Source organism: Acinetobacter sp. YH12041 (assembly GCF_013419975.1).
Lineage (GTDB): Bacteria > Pseudomonadota > Gammaproteobacteria > Pseudomonadales > Moraxellaceae > Acinetobacter.
In genome coordinates this window covers 1-22,180 of sequence record NZ_VOZC01000032.1, presented here as the reverse complement: position 1 = coordinate 22,180, position 22,180 = coordinate 1, and the positions used below count along the sequence as shown (strand labels likewise).

Genomic DNA, 22,180 nt, shown 5'->3' with positions numbered 1-22,180 from the left:
ACGCAAAATAATTCGGTACTATTAAACATCGGGACTAGAGTTTTAAGTTTTGTGTGGTAACTCAACTGATGGCTCTAGTCCTCTTATTTTTCAAGTCAATTTTTTATCCGCGATTCGGGTTAAATTAAACTTTTACAATATGTTGAATTCCTCTTCAGGATACCTCCAGCTAGGAGGCAAAACAGAAGATCCAGACTTAAATAAGTGATCTTTTTCCAGTCCATAAAAATGCATATGTGAATATCTAATGTCTGCCCAAGATCATCAGACATGAAAAGATAAAGGTTGAAGTTCAATCAGGCTAGTCGATACCACGAAAATCATTGTCCTCGACACTCTTTAGGTAAATAACGCTGACTGATATCGCTCGAAGAACAACTGCCGCCATAGACATCAAAGGCGATGGATTTGCCACGGATTGCCGTATCTATCCCATCCTGCCGTAGCTTAAATTCAATCCGGCAAGCTGCATTGATCACGACTTTTTCAATATATTGGGTTCCGCTGCCAATTTGACGGCCTGCATCACAGTGACCATCAGAGGCAATAAATTGAGTTCGATAGCTACCTGCCTGCTCAAAAACCTCTGCTAGTTGGCTTCGCACGACATAACTGTGATAACTCATGCCTGCTACTGTCGCCAGAATGGCAATAATTGTGAGTACAATCATGACTTCAATCAAGGTAAACGCCTTTTGATACATGCTTTTCCATCTCCGTACAGTCTTTTAAACAAGTCCATACCAAAAGATTTCGCCACTTCCTGACAGGCGGTTTCTGAAGACTTGAAGCTACTATGCAGAGTCGTACTATTTGCAGCAAGGCTGTCTGTCGTATGATCAATACACCCGCCTTAATTTATTAATAGAATGATCACTTGCCTTGATATTTTAGGCACTTTAATTTTTATATTTTTCTTAGTATTTGGTTCTGCAAATTTGTTTGTAAATATCACTGCTTAATTAGCGTCTCTTATCAATTCACAGACTATTTATTAAGTTTATTAAATGAATCTAGCCTGCTGTTTAATTAGGCATATCAGTTTTTTTAATTCCAATAATCAAATAAAAGCACAATAATTTGAAACAATTTCGTGCAATTTTGTCGAGTTGCGCTAGTCCTAGAGCACAAGTCGATGTAACATATCGGGTCTTTAAATTTAACTGTGATAGGACTATGCGCGAGTACGCTGTATTTACTTCGGAATCTGTAAGCGAAGGCCATCCAGATAAAATGGCTGACCAAATCAGTGATGCTATCTTGGATGCAATCTTAAAAGAAGACCCATATGCACGGGTTGCTTGTGAAACGCTTGTAAAAACAGGTGCGGTTGTACTTGCCGGTGAAATCACAACAACTGCGAACATCGATTTTGAAGCGGTTGTCCGCCATACCGTTAACAGTATTGGTTATCATCATTCTGACCTAGGTTTTGATGGTTCGACCTGTGCGATCATCAACATGATCGGTAAGCAGTCTCCTGAAATTGCTCAGGGTGTAGACCGTCAGAAACCTGAAGATCAAGGTGCTGGCGACCAGGGCTTGATGTTTGGTTATGCCAGCCGTGAAACTGATGTTTTAATGCCTGCGCCAATTTCTTATGCGCACCGTTTAATGGAAAAACAGGCTGAATTACGCCGTAACGGTACATTGCCTTGGTTACGTCCAGACGCAAAAAGCCAGGTGACTTTCGCTTATGAAAATGGCGTGCCTGTTCGTCTAGATGCTGTTGTGCTTTCGACTCAACACGATCCTGAAATTTCACAAGCTCATTTAAAAGAAGCTGTGATTGAAGAAATCGTGAAAAAAATCATTCCTGCCGACATGTTCCATGCAGACACCAAATTCCACATCAATCCGACCGGGATGTTTGTGATCGGTGGTCCTGTAGGTGACTGTGGTCTGACTGGCCGTAAAATCATTGTAGATACTTACGGCGGTATGGCACGTCACGGCGGTGGTGCATTCTCTGGTAAAGATCCATCAAAAGTTGACCGTTCTGCTGCTTATGCAGGCCGTTATGTTGCGAAAAACATTGTCGCTGCGGGTCTTGCTGATAAATGTGAAATTCAGGTGTCTTATGCAATTGGTGTTGCGGAGCCAACTTCAATTTCAATCAATACTTTCAATACAGGCAAAGTGTCTGATGAATTGATCGTTCAATTGGTTCGTGAGCATTTTGACCTGCGTCCATACGGTATTACCCGTATGTTGAACCTGATCCAGCCCATGTATAAACAGACTGCGGCTTATGGTCACTTTGGTCGTGAAGGTTCAGATACTGCATTTACTTGGGAAAAAACTGACAAAGTCGAAGCACTTAAAGCGTCTGCTGGTCTATAAGTTTTCAAGTTTTAAAAGCTCGCTTTATGCGGGCTTTTTTTATGGCTTCTACTTTTAGCCTGACAAAAATTGAGCTGGAAATAGTTGTGTTTTGTTACATATAAAACTCATATTAAAACGGATAAACTTATTCTTTATAAGCAGTGAGAAGCAATCTATATAAGGGTTGTAAGAAAATACATTCAAATAATCAGACGATTTATATTTGGCAAAAATTGTATAAGCCTTTATAAAAATTACATTTAGTGAACAAATTCCGATCTAATTATTAGCATAAATTCAAATAAATACTCGCTAGACTGTTTTCGACCTTACAACTACAAAGGATATGACACGATGAATAAATTACTTGTTGCTTTGGGTTTAGCTGCAACCGTTGCTTTAGTGGGTTGTAATAAGAAAGAAAATCCTGAAACAGGTGCGACAACTGGCGAACATTTAGAAAATGCTGCTACTCAAGCAGGCCATGATATGGAAGATGCCACTCATGAGGCTTCTCAGGAAACTGACCAAGCCATGGATAATGCGGCTGCAAATGCTTCCCGCGCTGCTGATGAAGCCGCCGCTGCGACTTCTCGAGCAGCCGATGCCACTGCTGAAGCCGCTAAAAACGCGACTGCTGCAACTGCGGGTGCTATTGAAGAAGGTGCAGGCAAAGTACGCGAGAAAGCTGAAAATTAATTTTTAAAGCTTTCGATCTTTAAAAGCCTGCTTTGCAGGCTTTTAAACTTTTTATACGTTTTACTATTAGGCAAATGATTCTTGTGGTTAAACTGATATCTTTTGAAATAATCACGACCTTATATCATTTAAGGTCATAATTGTTATCAGTTATCAGGATGTTTAATTGACTCTTAGAAGCCCTAGATCAGCCCATTTTAGTGAGAAATTGCGTAATATACGCGACTTTATTTTTAAAGCTTGATCTCCCATGTCTGTTATTGCTGCGTCTTCCCAGCGATCGAATCTCTCGGTCTGGGTGGCTTTTATTTTACTTGTATTAGGAACTGTCGGTGCCTATCACATCGTGGGCCTGAACCAAGCTCTATTATTTCTGGTGGGTGGTGCACTGGGTATGACCTTGTATCATGCCTCGTTTGGTTTCACCTCCAGCTGGCGCGTCTTTATTAAAGAACGTCGTGGTCGTGGCTTACGTGCCCAAATGATCATGTTAGGTCTTGCTGTCTTGCTATTTTTCCCTGCTTTAGGCGCAGGTGAATTGTTCGGTAATCCAGTTCAAGGCTTTGTCAGTCCGGTTTCACTTTCTGTGGTAATCGGTGCATTTATTTTCGGGATTGGTATGCAACTCGGTGGCGGCTGTGCATCAGGTACACTTTATACTGTGGGTGGTGGTAGTGCCCGTATGCTGGTAACCCTGTTCTTCTTCTGTGCCGGCTCACTGATTGCGACTTCGCATATTGACTGGTGGTTTAACCTACCTCATTTCGCACCTATCTCTATTGTAGAAAGTTTTGGTGTCATTCCTGCACTTGTTTTGAGTTTCATTATTTTTGCTGTCATTGCGGCTGCAACTATCTTTTTTGAAAAGAAATGTCATGGCAATTTAGAAGTTGAACCTCAAAGCCAGCATCAGGGCTGGAAACGCTTTTTGCGTGGTCCATGGCCATTAATCTGGGGCGGAATCATTTTAACCCTGCTTAACTTTGCTACTTTGGCGCTGGCTGGTCGTCCATGGGGGGTTACTTCTGCCCTTGCTGTCTGGGCCGCGAAATCTGCAAGTTTTGTTGGAATTGATGTAGCCTCTTGGGCGTATTGGCAGCAACCAGCAAATGCCAAAGCCTTATCTGAATCGCTCTGGTTCGATATTACGTCTATGATGAACTTTGGCATCATGCTTGGTGCATTATTGGCCGCCAGTCTGGCAGGTAAATTTGCTCCAAACTTCAATATTCCAAAACGTTCATTGGTTGCTGCAGTTATTGGCGGTTTGATGCTTGGCTACGGCGCTCGTCTGGCTTATGGCTGTAATATCGGTGCCTATTTTAGTGGTATTGCTTCAGGCAGCCTACATGGCTGGTTATGGCTGGTCTTCGCATTCCTTGGAAATGGGCTTGGGGTAAAACTTCGTCCAATTTTCTTCCCCGGTGAGAAACCTCAACCAGAAAAATTAACTGGTTGCTAAATAAAAAAGCCCATCTTTGCGATGGGCTTTTTTTTAGCTTACTACTTATAACGCAGCTTTTAGATTACAACCATAATTCATGGTTTGTTGAACCTGACGATAAGCCGTATAACGGTCCAGAATAAAAGTATAGAACTGATCGCTAGATGCAAAATTGGATTTCAGGTCTTCATTCTCGGCTTTAGGCAATTGAATTTCGTCGACCAGATTCAGATTATAATGCCCCAAGCGATACATCTCAGCAAAATAACCATTCATCATGTCACAATAGGCCACTTTACTGGATTTTAGCGCAGTCCGGCTGACAGGATGCTGATTCAAGGTTTGCAGGTTATTCACATCCAAAGGCAACTGATGAGAAAAGGCAATGCTTTCTACTTTTTTAAATTGCTGAAAGTCCTGTGCCAACTTACTGTTTAGATCATCAAAACGTTGCTGTAATTCCTGTGCACTTTTAACCTGATATTTACCCGGATCTACTGCTATTTTCTGTTGCTCTGCTGAACATGCAGCCAATCCAGTTACCATAGCTAATGATGCCAGCCATACCTTCATATCTATACACTCGATCTAAATATTAGCTGTCATTATGCCTTAAACTTGGGCGAAGATTTTATTTAAAGTACTTTCTCATTCATATAACGCCAGTAGCGTTTAGGTACATACTGGATATGCAGCTTCATATTTTGTCGTGCCTGAATATTCACGCTTTTAAAATAATCTTTCCAAAGCTGATCATAGAGTACTTCTTCATCATCCAGTTCAATGCTAAAAGACTGACTATGTCCAATCCGGATTTGTGGATCAACTATTTCTGCATTCATCTCTATCTGGTGCACATCATTTAAATCGTAATAGATGCCGTACTGGCGCTGCTCATCATAAATTAGCCAACGCTGGTCTTGGTAACGTTCCTTAAAATGTCGGGAAATAATCGGCAGTACATTAAAATCCGGTTTGACCAGACTGAGAAACAATCCATCTTTGGCCTTTTTGAAGCGGACAAAAGCTTCCATACGATGCTTTTCACGCCCGACCTGTTTCATCCATTGTGACATTCCGATGACTGCATGATGGCCATAATCTTTATCAACCGGCCGCTGATTTTGGAATACATAGACCGCAAAATCGAACAGGTTCTGAAATGCCTGTTCTTTTTCAGAAAGAAAAGCATAATAAAAGGCTTTTAAACTACTGGATGATATTTTCTGTTTTAAGCCTTGCCAGACCCGCTGCCCATGACTTTCATTCGAGGCCACATGAATAAAATCATCGAATAGGCCATTTTGGGCCTGCGGATTAGCCGTCACTTTGACATCAAACTCTTTAAATTCAAAAGCCCGAAATACACAGCTTAATAAACCGGTCATGGTGCCATCAAAACAGTAGTGTGCCATCAGAAACCAAATCCCAGTTGAGGTGACAGTTGCTGCTGATATTTGGACTGACCCGCTTGTAAAATCTGCTGGCGAATCTGCTGGGATTGCTGCTCCTTTTTAAATTTCGGTGTATCTGCACAGCGAATAAAATGCTGCGCCCGGTTATACGCCACGCCCATCCGTTTTAGTTGATCGATATGAATCTGACCAAAACGGCGTGCCTGTACAATCTTTTTGGCAGAACGTACTCCAATGCCAGGCACGCGTAATATTATCTTGTAGTCGGCTCGGTTAATATCAACCGGGAAAGCCTCCGGATGGCGTAAAGCCCAGCTCAGTTTTGGATCAATATCCAGATCCAGATTTGGATGCTGGTCATCCACAATTTCATCTGCTTCAAAACCATAAAAGCGCATCAGCCAGTCAGACTGATATAGACGATTTTCTCTTAATAAGGGTGGCGCTGAGCCGATTGCAGGTAAGGCTTTTTCTTCGGGATTAATCGGAATATAGCCAGAAAAATACACGCGTTTCAGCTTAAATTCCTTGTAGTGCCGATCAGCCATCAAAATAATATCTTTGTCCGTTTCACTATGCGCACCGACCACCATTTGCGTGGTCTGTCCTGCGGGAACAAATTTGGGAACGGATTTGATGATCTTACGTTCATCTTTCAACTGGATTAAGCGATCCCGTACAATTCCCAGATCTTTTTGCACTTCTGTATGGGTTTTCTCTGGAGCAAACTTTTGCAAGCCTGCTTCGGTTGGCATTTCCAGGTTGATACTCATCCGGTCGACATATAAACCCGCTTCAGTAATGATCTCCTGCGATGCTCCGGGAATGGTTTTGAGATGAATATAACCATTAAAATTTTCTTCAAGACGCAGCTTTTTCACCACCTGCAACATCCGCTCCATGGTGTAATCTGCTGATTTAAAAATTCCCGAACTTAAAAACAGCCCTTCAATATAATTACGGCGATAAAAATTCATGGTCAGATCGACCACTTCCTGCACGGTAAATGCAGCACGTTTTACGTCATTGGAACGACGAGAGACACAATAGGCACAGTCAAAAATGCAGACATTGGAAAACAGTATTTTTAGTAATGAGACACAGCGACCATCTTCGGTATAGCTATGACAGATTCCGTTTCCGGTATTACCCAGGCCTTTGTCTTTATTTTTACGGTTACTGCCACTCGATGAACAGGACACATCATATTTGGCAGCATCAGCTAAAATTTGTAGTTTTTCTCGGATACGTTCAGACATGATTTCAGCAATTTGTTGGCTAAAAACCTATTATAAATTTTCCCCGCTATACACTATAGCTTTCCAGTCTTTGTGGCGACATCTCATGTCGTAAGAAATGTAATTGAACCGTTATCCATACAGCATTATTTCAAAATAAAATAACCAATATGATTTGCTTAATTTTGCGGCTATAGGCAAAGTAGATAGAGTAACAGGGAGCAAATCTATGTCTTTATTAGAAAAACTTGGAATAAAACATCCTATTTTTTTAGCCCCTATGGCAGGCGTTTCGACACCTGAACTGGCAGCGGAAGTTTCAAATCAGGGAGGTCTGGGTTCGCTTGGCTTGGGAGCCAGCAGCGTAGAATCTGCGCGCCAGCAGATTTTAAAAACTCAGGAACTTACAGATTGTCCATTTCAGGTTAACTTTTTCTGTCATGACAGCCAGCCTCTTGATGAAAACGTAGCCCAGGCCTGGATTGACCAGTTTAAAGATAAATTTGCTGAATACGGAATTAATCCACCCACCCAATTGAACTGTATTTACCCAAGTTTTAAAGACAATGATGATTTCTTGAATCTGGTTCTAGAAATCAGACCATGTGCGGTCAGCTTTCATTTTGGCATTCCTCTTCCGCACCAAATTCAGGCTCTAAAAGATGCCGGTATTCTGACGATGGTATCTGCCACCAATTTTGCTGAGGCCAAAGCCATTCAAGCAGCAGGGATTGATATCATCATTGCTCAAGGCATTGAGGCTGGAGGTCACCGGGGTATCTTTAGCACCAAGTTTGATGCCTCAGTCAAAACTTCTAATCTGGTCAAGTTGATGAAACAGCATTTTTCACTGCCGGTGGTTGCTGCAGGCGGAATCATGAATGGTGAACAAGCTCGTCAGATGATGGACTTTGGCGCTGAAGCAGTACAATTGGGCACAGCATTTGTTCAGTGTAAATCTTCCAATGCCAATGACACCTATCGTAAAGCGATACTGTCTAAGCCGCTGACTCAAGTTAGTGCCAGCATTTCCGGCCGTCCAGCGCGTGGCATCATCAATCATTGGCATATAGACATCGACACTCCTGATCGTCTGGATGTACCTGCCTATCCATATACTTATGATCTGGCCAAGCAGTTACATGCAGCAGCGTCCAAACATGGTGATCAGGGTTATGGCGCGTTTTGGGCAGGTTCAAATGTAGCGCAAATTCGTGAGATGGAAGCTTCTGATTTAATTAATCAGTTAGTGCTGGAAATGAAACAAAAATAAAGCAAAATTTAATTTTAGAACATAAAAAAACCTCTCCAAAGAGAGGTTTTTTATATCGATTCTTTAACGAGTCATACGATGCCAAGCATCTTTGATCGCAAATTTTGCTTCTTCCCAATTCAAACGGGATTCACCTTTTACCTGTTCCCATTTGGTTCGTAATTCAGGTTCGGCATGTTCGAAGTCAGTCTGACGGTCATATAGTGGACGGTTTTCATAACCCACTCGATAAGCACCACGATAGTCACGATCATAGTCTAGGTCGCTGTAAGTAGTACGTGATTCGGTATAATACGGACGGTTGGTATGCTCATTTCTCCAGTAATCATCTTCCTGCTTAATCGTGTCCGGATGCTGATAATTATCTGCCTCTGGATGATTTTCTGGATGCTCATAGTTATCCGTTTGTTTCGGATGATCAGGTGAAGCAATATCATTTCCTGCAATACCGCCTACAACACCGCCAATGATACCGCCTACTACTGCCCCTGGAGGACCACCTACCAGACCGGCAGTCGCTCCAACTGCTGCCCCGCCTAAAGTACCTGCACTGGTAGCAAGTACATTATCCTCACCTTCATTCATATCTGGCACACGAGGATTATCTTTTTGAGGTGAATTTAAATCTGGTCGAGCACTGGCATCTGTTGCATCTTGATTTAATGCGTCACTACGTTCCTCTGGTAATTCAGTCGAGGTTTTATTGCCAAAGTCTGTAACTGGACGATTGGTATTTGTCATTATAGATCTCCCTTGATCATGAGAATGAACAAGATTGAATAAACATCTTGCCATGCTAGAAATTCAGCTTAGAGCAATTTCACGTAAACAATGTCCATGTCATGTCCAGTTTCAGTGAACTTAATATGCGGCTATGTTCACTACAGTCTTTAATGTAACGGAAGCATATAAAATTTTAGCTATAAGATAAAAAAGGTACTGTATTTACTACAGTACCTTTTAGAAGAACTAGGAAATCTCTCTTTTTATTTGGTTTCTAGCAGATTCACCTGATTCACCTGTACATCGCTCATGATATGTCCATGTTCCAGTAATCCATTAAAATAGTTTTCCACCACTTTATATTGATCGGCAGTGTTTTCTACCTGATACATATTTTGACGGAATTCATTACTCGAACGTAGTCCTTTGGTATACCAGGCAATATGCTTACGTGAAATACGACAACCTGAATATTCACCATAAAACTCATAAAGCTCAGATAAATGCCCTAGTAGCACCTCTTTCACTTCAGCAATACTTGGCGCAGCCAGATGCTCTCCGGTTTTTAAATAATGTGCAATTTCACGAAAAATCCAGGGACGGCCTTGTGCAGCACGGCCAATCATGATGGCATCTGCACCTGTATAGTCCAGTACATATTTGGCTTTCTCAGGGCTATCAATATCTCCGTTCGCAATCACGGGAATATTCAGCATCTCTTTCACTTCCTTGATTAAGGAGTAACGTGCCGTATTGAGGTACATATCTTCACGAGTACGGCCATGTAATGCCAGCGCTGCAATCCCCGCGTCTTCAGCACGTTTTGCAACTCGCAGAATATTTTCATGACCGTTGAGATAGCCCAAACGGGTTTTTAAAGTCACAGGAACATCAACTGCAGCAACAACTGCATCTAAAATACGTGCAACCAGATCTTCATCCTTTAACAAGGCAGAACCGGCCAGCTTATTACAGACTTTCTTTGCTGGACATCCCATATTGATATCAACAATTTGTGCCCCATTTGCGACCTGATAGCGTGCTGCCTCAGCTAAGTCATGCGGATCAGAACCAGCAATCTGCGCTGAGATTGGTGCCAGCTCACCATCAAAATTTGCCCGATATAAGCTCTTTTTGCTCATGCGCAAGGTCTTGTCAGAAGTCATCATTTCACTGACCGCATGACCCGCACCGAAGTACTTGCATAAGGTTCTAAATGGACGATCGGTGACACCTGCCATGGGAGCGACAATCAAATTATTTGACAGTTGATAGGGACCAATATACATATAAATTCATCACTTTTCTGATGGGCATAGTATACTGCATCTGCCTTGTTCACTCATCTTTTCAATTTATTTACGACACCATGAACAAATATTTTGCTCAAGTTTTTTCTCTTAAGTCCGTATCCATACTTGCTTTATCTATTAGCCTTGTAGGGTGTGGCAATGGTTCATGGTGGTCAAATGATGAACCAACTCTTGAAGTTGAACATATTCGTAAAGCCATTCCAGGTCGTGTCAGCCAGCGTGAATCCTGGGCACAAGATATTTATGACATCACTGACCAGCTCGGTATTCCACAAACCAAAGAGAATATCTGTTCAATCGTGGCAGTTGTCGATCAGGAATCTAACTTTAATGCAGACCCGGTAGTTCCTGGTCTTGGTGAAAAAGCCGTTAAAGAAGTTCAGGAACGTCTGGAAGAAAAATTTAAAGATAAACTTGGTGAAAGTATCGGTGGAACAGTTGCAGGATATTTCCAGGATGTACTGAAAAACCAGCCAAGTCCAGAAGACAATTATCTCAGCCAGATGCGCCGGGTCAAAACCGAACGTCAATTAGATGAACTTTATCGTGAAATCTTTGATTACATGGCCAAGCATTATCATGTAAGTGCACTGACAGGTGCAGCCAAACTATTTGGACAAAATATTGGCGAAAAAATGAATCCGATTACAACTTTGGGTTCTATGCAGGTTCATATCAGCTATGCCAAGGAATATAAACGTCAAGGTGGCAGTATTGCTGATTTGCGTAGTGACCTGTATAGTCAGTACGGCGGACTCTATTACGGGATTCATCGATTGATGATGTACCCTGCGGATTATGAAAAACCGATTTATCGTTTTGCGGACTATAACTCGGGCATGTATTCCAGTCGAAATGCCGCTTTTCAGAGCATGTTAAATGATTTAACTGAAGCCGAACTTGATCTGGATGGCGACTTATTGCTCTATACTAAAGATGGCGCGATTCGCTCACAAAAGAGTCAATCTGAACGAGAGCTCATCAGCGTTTTTGCAAAAAATAATTTTATTATTACTGAACGTCAGATTCGGGCGGATTTAAAGAAAGAAAAAGTTAAAGATTTTGAAGATACTATGACTTATCGTGGTATCAGTAAACTTTATCAAGAAAAAACCGGTAAAGATCCTATCTATGCCATCATGCCTGAAGTGGTCATTTCCGGGCCAAAATTGAGTCGTGACTATAATACCAACTGGTTTGCTACCCGTGTCGATGGGCGATATCAAACATGCATGCGCCGCATCAAAAACATAAAACTCTAGCCTTATTTGATTTTGATGGAACCCTGTATCCTTATGACAGTTTTACAGGGTTCATTTTCTATGCCTTAAAAAAAAGGCAAATTCTAAAACGTGGACTTCGTATTCTTCCTTGGATTCAGGCTTACTATCTTAAGCTCTATCCTGCTCATGCAATGCGACCGAAGCTGTATTACACTATGTTCAAAAATAGTTATGCGCATGAAATTCAGCAGCTTGCCGAAGAATATGCACAGCAGCTTGTTTTAAGATTAAATCCCAAGCTATTAAAGCAACTTAGACAACATCAGCAACTCGGGCATCAAGTCGTTCTCGTTTCTGCTTCACTGGATTTATATTTAAAACCGGTTTGTACTTATTTAGGCATTGACCTGATTTGTAGTGAAGTAGAAATTCTGACAGGCAAAATGACAGGTTTATACAACACACCTGATTGTAGTAAGGATCAGAAGAAAGATAGAATCTTGGAAAAATATAATTTAGAAGATTATGCTGAAATTTATGCGTATGGAAATAGTGAGGAAGATGAGGCAATGTTAAGCCTTGCACAGTATGCTTATCTGGAGGGCCGAGATAAAGTACTTCCACTACTTGAAATGAATTTATCCGAGTCTGAACTTAAAATAATTAATTAAACTGAGAATAATAAAAAACCGCTATGAATAGCGGTTTTTTATTCAAATCTATCTTACTTCTTAAACGGAAACGCATATTTCACGATACGTTTAATCACGCTGCCATACTGTTTTACCAGACTGGCATTGTTATAGTTCAGACCATATTTTTTACATACTGCTTCTACTTTTGGCGCCATTTGACGGTAACGGCGTGCAGGCACATCTGGATATAAGTGATGTTCAATCTGATGGCTTAAATGTCCAGTCAAAATATGAAACGCTTCAGAACCAGTCAAGTTTGAAGAACCACGAATCTGGCGCATATACCAGTGACCCCGGCTTTCATTTTCCATCACAGCTTTCGGAAACACTTCTACATCTTTGGTAAAGTGACCACAGAAAATAATACTGAAAGTCCAGATATTACGAAGGCCATTTGCCACCAGGTTACCTGTCAATACCGGTAATGCTGCAGGACCTGCAATCAATGGAAAGAATACATAATCTTTGAATAATTGCTTGCCAATTTTACGCTGCATTGGCTTCCATTCTTCAAGGGTTTGCTCTTTGGTTTTACGGCCTTTGAAGTATTTACCCAATTCAAGGTTTTGAATGGCTACGCCCCATTGGAACAGTAAGCAAAATGGAATACTGTAGATTGGCTGTAATAAATAGCCTGGTTTCCAGCGTTGCTCAGGAAACAAACGTAACAAGCCATAACCAATATCATCATCCATACCTTTAATATTGGTATAGGTATGATGCTTGAAGTTATGGGTTTGACGCCAGTTGTCTGAAGTTCCGACAATATCCCACTCGTAGGTTTGGCCATTGAGCTTCGGATCATTCATCCAGTCATATTGACCGTGCATGACATTATGACCCAATTCCATATTTTCCATGATTTTGGCAAAGCCTAATAAGCCTGTACCCAGCAACCATGCTGGCGGGAACCAGCCTGCGAATAATAAGGCACGACCTGCAATCGATGAATAACGGATGCTCGAATATACGCGACGGATATATTTAGCATCTTTTTCACCTAAATCATCCAGCACTTCCTGTTTGATGGCATCAAGCTCACGCGCAAGTTCATCTAGCTCAGATTGGGTCAGTTCACGGTTTTTAGGATTTTTAAAATACTGTAATTTTACTGGCATATTCATAGGATAAAACTCGCTTATAAGTCGATGACAAGGTCAGTCTGCGCTGAGTTAACACAAATTTTTAAAAGATTACCTGGCTCGGTATTTTGTGCGCCATTGACCAGATTCTTGGTTGAACCTTCTGCTTTATTACAGGCACATTTATTACAGATGCCCATACGACAGCCATGGGTCGGTCGGATATTCTGCTGTTCCAGACTCACCAGAATCGACTGGCCTTTAGGAATCGTGACGATTTTTTTCGATTGAGTCAGGGTTACATTGACAAAACCAGTATCAGCTTCATCATTCAAACTCATGCTGAACGCTTCACTTTTGAACAGTTTTGCTGAAGCAAACAGTCGTTCTGCGGTCGCAACAAATCCTGATGGTCCACATGCATAGACTGTGCTTTGTTCCAATGCCTGCAATTGATCTAGATAAGATTCATCAAGACGCGGCGCAGCCGGTTGTTCCTGAGTTGCGAATACCTGATAAGAAAAATTTGAATGTTTTTGTGCCAGCTCTTCAAAACGTGCAATAAAAGCAGCATCCTGATTTTTCTTAACCCAGTACCATAAAGTCACTGGTGCAGCCAGTTCAGCTTTATCTTTTAAAGCTTCCAGCATACTCAGCATTGGTGTAATGCCACTACCCGCAGCAAGCAAAAGCAATGGGCTGCTCTGTTCTGGCAAAGTCATGTCACCGAAAGGTTGACCGAATTCAATGATATCGCCGACTTCAGCCTGTTCAGCAAACCAGGTGGTAACCTTACCTGCATTCACTTTTTTAACCGTTAATAAAATATGCTGCTGATCAATACGGGTCAGACTATAACTACGTTCATAACGAATGCCGTTCACTACCACAAATACAGGATGATGCTGGCCCGCCTCACCGAACTGGAATAAATGATTGACACGAATCGTCAGGCTCAGCATATCCTGCGCAGCATGTTCTTTGCGCACAATCTTGCCTAAGGGCTGATTCATCGACCATAGAGGATTTAATTTCTGCATCCAGAAATTAATCGCATATGGATCAATCACACTCTCTTTCAGCGTATTTAATGGCATTTTAAGCTTTTCAAGTACAGGCATCGTTTTAGACATCACCTTGGATTTTTAATTAGTATACACTTGTATATATATTTGTATATACATTTGTATTGTTTCTAATCATTTCACAAGCTGGACTGCCTTCGTTATAATGTGTTAATGCCTTTTACTAATCACCTCATGAATGAGCCTTCAATGAAAATAAGCAGTGACGCGTCTTTACCATCGAAAAGCATTGATGAGCCCATTATTGTCCGTAGTGTGGGCCGTAAAGCGACCATTACCAAGGAAGAACTGTTCCAGGCTGCTTTAAACCTGATCGGACCACAAAAAAGTATTTCATCTTTAAGCTTGCGTGAAGTTGCCCGTGAGGCTGGAATTGCTCCGAACAGTTTTTATCGTCATTTTAAAGATATCGATGAACTGGCGATTGAACTGATTGATCGTGCCGGGATTGTGCTGCGTCAGATTCTCAATGAATCCCGCCTAAAGGCATCGAAACAGAACAGTATTATTCGTAGCTCTGTTGAAGTCTTTATTGCCCAGCTGGATGCTGATGAAGGCAATTTAAGCCTGTTATTACGTGAAGGTTATACCGGTTCAAAATCTTATAAACAGGCAGTCGAACGCCAATTGAATTATTTTCAGCAGGAGCTTCAGGAAGATTTGATCCGCCTGGAACGTCTAAATAATAAAAAATTATTTCATCCCGAGATTGCTGCCAGAGCGATTACCCAACTGGTATTTAATATGGGAGCCAATGTGATCGATATGGCACCTGAAGACCGTAAGGAAATAGCGGAACAGACCATGATCATGATCCGCATGATTCTGGAAGGTGCTCGACATCTGGATCAATCTCAGATCCGTTAAGCCAGCTGCAAAAAAAAGACTCATAGTGAGTCTTTTTTATTACCAAGATTAAAGCTTATTCAATCTGGCTTTAACATGGTTTGCCGTCATTTCCGGATGCTCTAGTGGAAACATATGTCCGCCCTGCACCACCGAATAATGAATTTGGTAAACCTTATGCATGCCTTGTGGTAAACCTTGCTGATAAAACTGGCTGCGCTCTGCTGTGATTAAATGTATCGGAACCTGGGGTGGTTTTCTTGGTGTACGCCACCACCAAGCCGGTACAGTCCGGAAAATTTCTGCCTCAATCTGTTTGGGAATGGCTAAAGTTACCCCTCCACGCTCTTGATCAGGCACAATCCCGCTTTCGATATAATCCTGAAAACATTGCTCATCAAAATGCTTAAACAGACGATTCGATCTCAGCGCTTCAACGGCGTCCTGTTTAGATGGCCAGTAATCTTTACGTTTTAGGGTAATACCTGCCGGAGTGAAACGGTCAATACTTTTTAAGTTGAGCTTTTTCACGACTTCAAACAGTGCACTGTTTTTACCAATCACGAAAGGTGGATCCATGATCACCAGTTTGGAAAATAAATCCGGACGTTGATAGGCTGCCATTAAAGTTATCAAACCACCAAATGAATGTCCCAGCCCAATCACCTTTTGATCCGGAGATTGCTGCTGGATATCCTGTATCACTTCATTTACTAGATAACGCCAGTCTTTGGTAATTGGATAGGCTGGATTCATCCCGATCAGCGGAATTGCCTTGACCTGATATTCATCCTGAAAATAATTTAAAAACTTGCGATAGCTTGCCGATGGAATGCCATTGGCATGAGTAAAATGCAAAACCTGTTTCATTATTTTCTTTGATCATTTCTTTATAAAGTCTGAAAGAAGCTTAATATTGAAATGCAAAATTATACAGAACCAAATTCACCAATCTATGACCTTTAAGTCACTATGAACTCATGTCTGGATATAGATGATTATTTTTTGGAAATAGTCAGGTTTTGCATCGGCAAAAAAGTGGCTCCACAACTGGCTTTATCTCCAGCAATGATTACAGCCCTGCCTTTGACTATTGTAGATAAATCACTAGCAATAGCTGTCACGGTAGTTTGGCACTTGGGACAGTAATGCTTCATGCCATTCAGATGCACCGCCATGCCATTAATTAAAAAAGAGTTTTCACATTCAGTGACCATACCGCCATGGCTGGTTTTTGCGCCAACAGTAATCAGTGCTTTGGACATGGTATTTATTTCTTATTCTTAGGTGAACTGATTCTAAACAATACAGAAAACATCAACCAGCATTCCCCGACCAAAAGCTCAATCATGACTTTAATTCCAGCCATAAAAAAAGCAGCCCGGAAGCTGCTTTCATAATTCATTAGATCTTATGGCTTAACCACGACCATTACTTGAATCGCTTCAGGTGTTACAGATAAACCTTCTAACAAACTCAAGCCTTCTTTTTGCAGCTTCTGTAAACGTGCGATTTCATCTTCACGGATACTTGGGTTGAACTGTTTCAGGTAAGTCAGACGGTCAATTTCATACTGCCATTTATTGCCATACGCTTCTTTAGCCTGCTGCCTGAAGTTTGGCAATGCTGAACGAGCTAATTCCAATGCCTGTTGATAACGCGCTTCAATCACTTCACGGCGTGCTTTCACCACCTGACGGCAGCTATTGCCATCTAAATGATGTAGATATGGTTTCAGGATTTCAGGCGCAATCTTCTGAGACAGATCCTGACCTTTTTCACTCAGCAATACACGGATCAGCTGCTGTGGCAAGCTTGACGGTAAGTTCAGTGCTTTTGGTGCAACCACATCAACCTTGAACCACACTTCCATCAATACAGAACCTTGTGGCAATGCTGCAGACTTTAAGACCGCAACGTTGGTACTACCAAAGCCCTGAGTATTGATCATTTCCATCACGCTTTCAGTGAATGGATGCTCTAAAGTTAGATATTGAGCATCTTCACGGATCTGAGCCTGGTCACGATAGAAGGTGGCTGTCATACCCTCTTCATCCAGGGTCAAACCTTGTACCTGCATCTGATCCGTTGGCTTGATGATCACCGTACCATTGCTTTGCTCATCAAAGTCGATATTGGTCGATGCCATAAAACGCTTCATGAACATTGGCAAGGTGGTATTGTCATCATAGTCTTCAAGCGCATTAACAATTTCCTGTGCCACGACGGGGCGGCAAGAATTGTACTCAAGCAGACGGTCACGACCTTCCTGCAACTCGGCTTCAAGCGCTTCACGTTGTACGCTAACTTCTTCCAGCAGATCTTCAAATTCCTGACCTTTATCTGCCAGCAAGCAATCTTTCAGGGCAACAATAAAGTTTTCTTGCAGCGTTTGCGCCGTTGGAGAAATGTTGCTGAAAATATTCAGCGCTTCGTTATACCAACGGAACATACGCTCCTGCGCAGTACCCACCAGATAAGGCACATGAATCTGGATACGGTTTTCCTGACCGATACGATCCAGACGACCAATACGCTGTTCCAAAACATCCGGATTGGCCGGTAAGTCAAACAGGATCAAGTCTGATGCAAACTGAAAGTTACGGCCTTCTGAACCGATTTCAGAACATAACAGAATCTGTGCACCATAAGATTCTTCAGCAAAATAAGCTGCTGCCTGGTCACGTTCCAAAAGACTCATGCCTTCATGGAACATGGCAGTACGGATACCTGCATGCAGACGTAATACATTTTCCAGTGCTTCAACCACTGGACCACTACGGGCAATCAGTAATACTTTTTTGTGTTTCAGATCAGTACGCAGCTTTTCCATCAACCACATTACACGCGGATCGGTTTCCATCCACGAGCCATCAAGTTGAGATTCTTCCGGCCACATCTGTTCACGTAGTTTGCCATCTTTAGACCAGTTTTCTGGCGCTGGCAATGGTGCTGGCTGACAGTCACGACCCGGGAAGCCCTGAATCGCTTCACGTGTGTTACGAAACAGGATACGACCCGTACCATGACGGTCTAGCAATTCATGAATGGCACGGAAACGTTGCTCTGGGGTATCTTCAATCGCATGACCAAGCAGGCTTTCAATCGCAGTGAAATGCTCAGCTTCCAGTGGAAGGTCTGACATCAGTACTTCAGCGATTTTAGCGGTATGCTGATATTGCTCTTCTTCATCTAGGAAACGATCCAATGAACTGAAACGTTGCGGATCAAGTAAACGTAGACGTGCAAAGTGAGATTCTACACCGAGCTGTTCTGGTGTTGCAGTCAATAACAATACACCCGGTGTTTTCTCTGCCAGCTCTTCGATCAGATCATAACGGTCATTGCCGCCTTCTTCCTCAGACCACATCAGGTGATGCGCTTCATCGACAACCAACAGGTCAAAGCCCGCTTCAATCGCCTGTTCGCGTAGATCTTCGTGATCCACCATCAAGTCCACAGAAGCGATAATGCGCTGCTCAGTCAGGAACGGATTTAGATCAGGATCATGCTCTTTGATCGATGCAGTACGAGCCAAATCAAATAGGGAGAATTCAAGATTGAAACGACGGCGCATCTCAATCATCCACTGATATTGCAGTGAATCCGGGACCAAGATCAGAATACGTTCAGAACGGCCAGTTTTAAGTTGCTGATGAATGATCAGACCTGCTTCGATGGTTTTACCCAAGCCTACTTCATCGGCCAGTAAAACACGCGGCGCGAAACGCTGACCGACTTCATGTGCGATATACAACTGGTGTGGAATCAGACCCACACGCGAACCGACCAAGCCACGCAATGGACTGGTTTGCATATTGGCTTGCATCAGCAAGGCTTCAATACGCAGGTCATACCACTCTTTATAGTCAATCTGGCTAGCCAGTAAACGATCTAAAGGTTTAGACAACTGGATCGTTGCACCTACACGGGTTTCATTTAAAGCTTTACGTTCTTCTGTACCATCTTCAAGAGTACGAACCACGTGATAACGCACTACACCATTGCGGTCTTCAACTGACTCAACGGTCCAGATCGTACCTTCCTGATCTTGCAGTTCGTCATTCGCATTAAATACGATACGAGATAAGGGTGCGTTACTGCGAGCATAGACGCGAGTTTCATCGCTTTTTGGGAATAAAATGCTGACCGATCGCTCATCAACATCAATGAGAACCCCTAAACCGAGTTCTGTTTCAGTATCTGATAACCAACGTTGACCAATAGCAAATTGCTGCAATTTTTCCACCTTTATCTTAAGTACAAGATTATGAATATCAGGCTCAATCACGAAACGTCATTTGAGCAAAATTTCACACCTTCAAGCAATGTATTTTGACATAAAGCCCACTAAAAAGTGAGCATAATTCACGTCGATTAAACAAGTATTTCCTAGAATTCAGCCGGACAATTAAATTCAACTAACTGTTGTGTTTTAGGATGATAAAAACTTAAACGCTCGGCATGTAAGCATAGACGCGGACTAAGCTGTTGCTGCTCTGGCGTTGCATACAAGGTATCGCCAATAATCGGATGCCCGAGATATTGCATATGTACACGGAGCTGATGTGAACGACCGGTAATCGGAGTCAGTTTCACCCGAGTCACAGCTTGCCTCTGAATTTCAAAATGTTCGATGGCCTGCCATTCTGTAATTGCCGGCTTATTATGATTCGGTTCAGCAATATGCAGTGGTGGACGGCTTGGATCGTAAATGACAGGCACATCAACTGTACCCTTGCCTTCTAATGTTCCAGCCACGATGGCTTGATAGGTTTTATCGGTTTGGCGTTCCTGGAACTGGCGGGAGATGGATTTTTGCCCTTCACGGCTTAAGGCAAATACTAAAATACCGGAAGTGTCTCGATCCAGACGATGGATCAGCAAAGTTTTAGGTTCTAATTTGATGAGGCGATTGATCAGGCAATCTTGTAAATCTTCTGTTTTACCGGGCACTGTGAGTAAGCCTGCAGGCTTATGGATGACCATAAAATCTTCATCACGATGTATCAGATGTTCGGTTAGAAAATTACTCAAAGTTCAATCCCACGCTGATCGCGAAAAACAAGGCGGCCATAATAGAAAGCTTGAGTGATAATTACAATGCGCATTTATGTAAATGGCGATGAAATTTCCGATTATTTTAAGAAAATTACCCAATTAGCGATTATCGACGTGCAGATTGCATTACAAAGCTCACTAAATCATGTAATGACGGGTGTTCCAGCACATCTTCATAACGCAGATCAGCACCATGCGCACGCCATGTGCCAACCAGACTCACTATCGCAACCGAGTCCAGTCCATACTGTTTTAAATCAGCATAAGGATCAATTTCCAGCACATCCATATCCAGCTGTTCAGCTACTGCTAACATGATGCCTTTGGTTGACAATACATATTCTGACGGCGCACTTAAGTTCCACAATCGGGTCAGACTATAGCTGTTCATATGATGCAAACCTTGTGCCGAAATATTTTCAATCCACTGAATATGCTGTTCCTGACTAGGCATCAAAATTGCATCATTAATTATGCAAATTTGGTCTGTCACACTTTGCAGATGTGGCAGGATCTGTTTCAGCATCGGTGTAATTTGTCCGGCGAAAATCAGTTGTGGATGAGTTGAAGCATATTCTCCAAGTTGCTGCATACCCTGCATTAAATCATCGCCATATAGGTCGACAATGGGAATATCCAGTGCTTTAGCTTTATTGCTGATCTGAATCAGATTATTCATCAGCTCAGTCTCTTGAATTTCAGTCTGCATTCTTAAATTATGCAGCCCAACCAAGACCAAAACTGAATCTGCAGCAGCAAGCTGCCATTTGGCTTGAGATGGAGCAATTTGAATTTTTCTGGGCATGGAGTAAAGCATGGGGGAATTTTTAGTTAGCATATTGCAAGATCGTAATATGCTAGCTTAAATTCATTAGCTCTATATATCTATCGAAATACTAATTTCATTTAGTTTTAATCAATTTTATATTCATTGACCCAACTCAATTTCTCACACTCTTGATTATGATAATTCTTCAACCATACGTATTTGCTACGAATTTTTTCAATTTGCTTATTTTTCTGATCTAACTCTTCACCTGAATATTTTTCTCGAACTAGTTTAGCTTGAGAATTCACTTCTTCCATATTATGGATAATGGATTCTTTATGTCTTCTAAAGATATTTCTTGTATTATCAATAAGTCTTTTAGGCAATGTGACCATATTATTTCTCACCATAAAATCTTTAATACTAGGAGATCTAACATCTGTCATAACTCTTGTCATTTTTAAATAATCTAGAAAATGATGTCCATCGTTTAAAGTAAAAAGATTATCATCTCCATACATTTTTTCTGATAAAAATTTTATCTGTTTCATGAGCCTTGTATTTGAAACCACATCATCACACAAAATAATTTTAGGGTTAATTGCAGTACACTCGCCGTCATAAGCCGCTCCCACACCCTCCCCAACAGCTATAGATCCGTCAATATATGAAAATTTATTAGTAATTCCACCGCGTAAAAATATATTTTTTTCCTGATAGCATTTGAATATAAATACTACAAGTCTCATCATTATAATAATTGCTACATTTGCCGAATGGCGTACAAACTCATCTTTAAATCTTTCTTTACGATTTACTTCTTTAGGTTCAAAAGAAATTATTAAAGAATCTGAAACGAAACAATAGATCTCTTTCATAAATCAAAAAACGATCTTCTTTTTGGTTAATATTTGCACTCCGGATTTCTTAGCATTCGTGCATAATCTGCGGATGAAATACATCGATTCAAACAAGCTTTCTGATCCTCA

Annotated in this window: 21 protein-coding genes; 7 read left to right on the top strand and 14 right to left on the bottom strand. The window is 41.7% G+C overall.

Annotated elements, in window-relative coordinates:
* Window positions 1-320: 320 nt before the first annotated feature.
* Window positions 321-704 (bottom strand): prepilin-type N-terminal cleavage/methylation domain-containing protein, encoded by a 384-nt coding sequence (locus tag FTU00_RS14740; RefSeq protein ID WP_159123753.1) that lies wholly within the window; start codon window positions 702-704, stop codon window positions 321-323.
* Window positions 705-1,176: 472 nt separating this feature from the next.
* On the opposite strand from FTU00_RS14740, the gene metK reads away from it, so the two are divergent.
* The 3 genes from metK (at window position 1,177) to FTU00_RS14725 (ending at window position 4,486) form a co-directional block, all read left to right on the top strand.
* On the top strand, window positions 1,177-2,343 hold the full coding sequence (gene metK / locus FTU00_RS14735) for a methionine adenosyltransferase (protein WP_004786281.1): 1,167 nt from the start codon (window positions 1,177-1,179) through the stop codon (window positions 2,341-2,343).
* A 336-nt stretch (window positions 2,344-2,679) separates the two neighbouring features.
* Window positions 2,680-3,024, top strand: coding sequence for a hypothetical protein (locus FTU00_RS14730; protein WP_004786283.1), 345 nt, complete (start codon window positions 2,680-2,682; stop codon window positions 3,022-3,024).
* Between the two features lie 250 nt (window positions 3,025-3,274).
* Window positions 3,275-4,486 carry a YeeE/YedE family protein gene (locus FTU00_RS14725; protein ID WP_180179952.1) on the top strand — a complete coding sequence of 404 codons (1,212 nt, stop codon included), beginning with the start codon at window positions 3,275-3,277 and terminating at the stop codon, window positions 4,484-4,486.
* A 45-nt stretch (window positions 4,487-4,531) separates the two neighbouring features.
* On the opposite strand, the gene FTU00_RS14720 is transcribed toward FTU00_RS14725, so the two are convergent.
* The 3 genes from FTU00_RS14720 to FTU00_RS14710 form a co-directional block, all read right to left on the bottom strand.
* A complete protein-coding gene (locus FTU00_RS14720; RefSeq protein WP_179993375.1) occupies window positions 4,532-5,041 on the bottom strand; it encodes a hypothetical protein in 510 nt (169 codons plus the stop codon).
* A gap of 62 nt (window positions 5,042-5,103) precedes the next feature.
* Window positions 5,104-5,883, bottom strand: a complete 780-nt coding sequence (locus FTU00_RS14715; RefSeq protein ID WP_166135143.1) for a TIGR03915 family putative DNA repair protein — start codon at window positions 5,881-5,883, stop codon at window positions 5,104-5,106.
* Complete coding sequence (locus FTU00_RS14710) at window positions 5,883-7,142, bottom strand: putative DNA modification/repair radical SAM protein (protein ID WP_180053600.1); 1,260 nt, start codon at window positions 7,140-7,142, stop codon at window positions 5,883-5,885. Before FTU00_RS14710 ends, FTU00_RS14715 begins: the two co-directional genes overlap by 1 nt.
* Before the next feature lie 208 nt (window positions 7,143-7,350).
* Here FTU00_RS14710 and FTU00_RS14705 point away from each other — a divergent pair, with 208 nt between their 5' ends.
* A complete protein-coding gene (locus FTU00_RS14705) occupies window positions 7,351-8,394 on the top strand; it encodes a nitronate monooxygenase family protein (RefSeq protein WP_180179951.1) in 1,044 nt (347 codons plus the stop codon).
* Window positions 8,395-8,457: 63 nt separating this feature from the next.
* Here FTU00_RS14705 and FTU00_RS14700 read toward each other — a convergent pair whose 3' ends face one another.
* Window positions 8,458-9,135 carry a hypothetical protein gene (locus tag FTU00_RS14700; protein ID WP_180016640.1) on the bottom strand — a complete coding sequence of 226 codons (678 nt, stop codon included), beginning with the start codon at window positions 9,133-9,135 and terminating at the stop codon, window positions 8,458-8,460.
* A 245-nt stretch (window positions 9,136-9,380) separates the two neighbouring features.
* A complete protein-coding gene (gene dusB, locus FTU00_RS14695; protein ID WP_180179950.1) occupies window positions 9,381-10,406 on the bottom strand; it encodes a tRNA dihydrouridine synthase DusB in 1,026 nt (341 codons plus the stop codon).
* Between the two features lie 80 nt (window positions 10,407-10,486).
* Between dusB and FTU00_RS14690 the strand changes: the two genes are divergently transcribed.
* Both FTU00_RS14690 and FTU00_RS14685 read left to right on the top strand, forming a co-directional pair.
* Window positions 10,487-11,692 carry a DUF1615 family protein gene (locus tag FTU00_RS14690; RefSeq protein WP_180179949.1) on the top strand — a complete coding sequence of 402 codons (1,206 nt, stop codon included), beginning with the start codon at window positions 10,487-10,489 and terminating at the stop codon, window positions 11,690-11,692.
* Entirely contained in the window at window positions 11,659-12,324 is a 666-nt protein-coding gene (locus FTU00_RS14685; protein ID WP_180179948.1) for an HAD-IB family phosphatase, read from the top strand. The genes FTU00_RS14690 and FTU00_RS14685 overlap by 34 nt, the downstream gene beginning before the upstream one ends.
* A gap of 53 nt (window positions 12,325-12,377) precedes the next feature.
* Here FTU00_RS14685 and FTU00_RS14680 read toward each other — a convergent pair whose 3' ends face one another.
* Both FTU00_RS14680 and FTU00_RS14675 read right to left on the bottom strand, forming a co-directional pair.
* Window positions 12,378-13,472 carry an acyl-CoA desaturase gene (locus tag FTU00_RS14680; RefSeq protein WP_004786314.1) on the bottom strand — a complete coding sequence of 365 codons (1,095 nt, stop codon included), beginning with the start codon at window positions 13,470-13,472 and terminating at the stop codon, window positions 12,378-12,380.
* Between the two features lie 14 nt (window positions 13,473-13,486).
* Window positions 13,487-14,551, bottom strand: a complete 1,065-nt coding sequence (locus FTU00_RS14675; RefSeq protein WP_180179947.1) for a ferredoxin reductase — start codon at window positions 14,549-14,551, stop codon at window positions 13,487-13,489.
* Between the two features lie 153 nt (window positions 14,552-14,704).
* Between FTU00_RS14675 and fabR the strand changes: the two genes are divergently transcribed.
* On the top strand, window positions 14,705-15,382 hold the full coding sequence (gene fabR, locus FTU00_RS14670; protein WP_004786319.1) for an HTH-type transcriptional repressor FabR: 678 nt from the start codon (window positions 14,705-14,707) through the stop codon (window positions 15,380-15,382).
* 48 nt (window positions 15,383-15,430) lie between these two features.
* Here fabR and FTU00_RS14665 read toward each other — a convergent pair whose 3' ends face one another.
* From FTU00_RS14665 to FTU00_RS14640, 6 genes are all read right to left on the bottom strand, one after another.
* On the bottom strand, window positions 15,431-16,231 hold the full coding sequence (locus tag FTU00_RS14665; RefSeq protein ID WP_034702914.1) for an alpha/beta fold hydrolase: 801 nt from the start codon (window positions 16,229-16,231) through the stop codon (window positions 15,431-15,433).
* 128 nt (window positions 16,232-16,359) lie between these two features.
* Window positions 16,360-16,626, bottom strand: a complete 267-nt coding sequence (locus FTU00_RS14660; protein ID WP_180013129.1) for a PAAR domain-containing protein — start codon at window positions 16,624-16,626, stop codon at window positions 16,360-16,362.
* A gap of 146 nt (window positions 16,627-16,772) precedes the next feature.
* A complete protein-coding gene (gene rapA / locus FTU00_RS14655; RefSeq protein ID WP_180179946.1) occupies window positions 16,773-19,610 on the bottom strand; it encodes an RNA polymerase-associated protein RapA in 2,838 nt (945 codons plus the stop codon).
* A gap of 143 nt (window positions 19,611-19,753) precedes the next feature.
* Window positions 19,754-20,350 carry an RluA family pseudouridine synthase gene (locus FTU00_RS14650; RefSeq protein ID WP_306670405.1) on the bottom strand — a complete coding sequence of 199 codons (597 nt, stop codon included), beginning with the start codon at window positions 20,348-20,350 and terminating at the stop codon, window positions 19,754-19,756.
* A 178-nt stretch (window positions 20,351-20,528) separates the two neighbouring features.
* Window positions 20,529-21,239: a phosphopantetheine-binding protein gene (locus FTU00_RS14645; protein ID WP_180179953.1), complete on the bottom strand. Its 711-nt coding sequence runs from the start codon at window positions 21,237-21,239 to the stop codon at window positions 20,529-20,531.
* Between the two features lie 95 nt (window positions 21,240-21,334).
* Entirely contained in the window at window positions 21,335-22,069 is a 735-nt protein-coding gene (locus FTU00_RS14640; RefSeq protein WP_180179944.1) for a hypothetical protein, read from the bottom strand.
* Between the last annotated feature and the right edge of the window lie 111 nt (window positions 22,070-22,180).